This is a genomic window from Paracoccus sp. SY (assembly GCF_002901215.1).
Classification (GTDB): Bacteria; Pseudomonadota; Alphaproteobacteria; order Rhodobacterales; family Rhodobacteraceae; genus Paracoccus; species Paracoccus acridae.
Window position 1 is genome coordinate 1 of sequence record NZ_NWMQ01000142.1, and the last position, 1,246, is coordinate 1,246.

The following is a 1,246-nucleotide window of genomic DNA, read 5'->3' on the forward strand; positions in this document are numbered from 1 at the left end:
GGGGCGCTGCCCCGGACCCCGGGATATTTGAACCAAAGTGAAAGACACGAGGCAGGACATGCTGGTTGACCCCAATGCCCCCTTCTTCCGCCACCTTTGGGTGCGGATCCTTTGCGTGGTAGTGCCGCTGGCCTGGGCCGGGGTCGAGCTTTACACCGGCAACCCCTTCTGGGCACTAATCTCGGGGGCTGCCGGGCTTTACCTGGCCTTTGAATTGTTCGTGCGGCGCAAGCCGGACTGATCAGGCCAGCAGGTCCACGGCGCGGTCCAGCCAGGCAAAGCCGTTGGGCGGCAGGTCCAGCACCGTGCCCGACAGCGATGCCCGCGACGGCCCGACAAGCGCCGCGTCGTCTGACAAGGTCAGCCGCGCAGGTTCCTTGGACAGGTTGAAGACGCAGGTCAGCGCCTCGCCCCCGATGCCGCGATGGAAGGCCAGGATCGGCTCAGCCAGATCCAGGAAAGAGGTCTCGCCCCGCCGCAGCGGCATCTGCGCCTTGCGGAAGGCCAGCGTCGCGCGATAGGCCGACAGCACGCTGTCGTTGTCGCCCTGCTGGCCCGCGACATGGCGGGCGGCCTGGGGTTCCTTGACCGGAAGCCAGGGCTTTCCATCGGAAAAGCCCGCGTTCGGGCTGTCGTCCCAGACCATCGGCGTGCGGCAGCCGTCGCGGCCCTTGATCTCGGGCCAGAAGCGCAGGGCGGGGGGATCGGTCAGTTCGTCATAAACCAGTTCGGTTTCCGTCTGGCCCAGTTCCTCGCCCTGATATAGGCAGATGGTGCCGGGGAAAGAGAGCAGCATCGCCGCCGCCTGCCGGGCCAGGGCTTCGGCGCTTTCGGCATGGGGCTGCCAGCGGGTGACATGGCGGAACACGTCGTGGTTCGAGAAGGACCAGCAGGCATGGCTGTCAGGCGCGCCCTTGTGCACGCCCTCGATCGTGTGGCGGAAATGGCGGGCGGTGAAGTCATGGCTCAGCATCTCGAAGCTGTAGCACATGTGCAGCCGGTCGGTGCCGGCCGTGTATTCGGCCATGATGCGGATCGAGGTGTCGCCGCCCTCGCCCACCTCGCCCACCATCATGCGGGCGTCGTATTCGTCGGTCAGCCTGCGCATCCGTTTCAGGAAGGCGATGTTTTCCGGCCGGTTCTTCGAATAGACGTGGCGCTGCATGTTATAGGTATCGGGCGCCGTGCTGTCGGGATTGGGCGGGTTGTTCCGCAGCCGGGTGTCGTGGAAATAGAAGTTGACCGT

2 protein-coding genes are annotated in these 1,246 nt (G+C 65.6%); one reads left to right on the forward strand and one right to left on the reverse strand.

The window, feature by feature from the left end; translation table 11 throughout:
* Positions 1–58 precede the first annotated feature (58 nt).
* On the forward strand, positions 59–241 hold the full coding sequence (locus CK944_RS22155; protein ID WP_103175184.1) for a hypothetical protein: 183 nt from the start codon (positions 59–61) through the stop codon (positions 239–241).
* On the opposite strand, the gene CK944_RS22160 is transcribed toward CK944_RS22155, so the two are convergent.
* On the reverse strand, positions 242–1,246 hold a 1,005-nt coding region (locus CK944_RS22160; protein ID WP_239986221.1), incomplete at its 5' end, for an alpha-amylase family glycosyl hydrolase.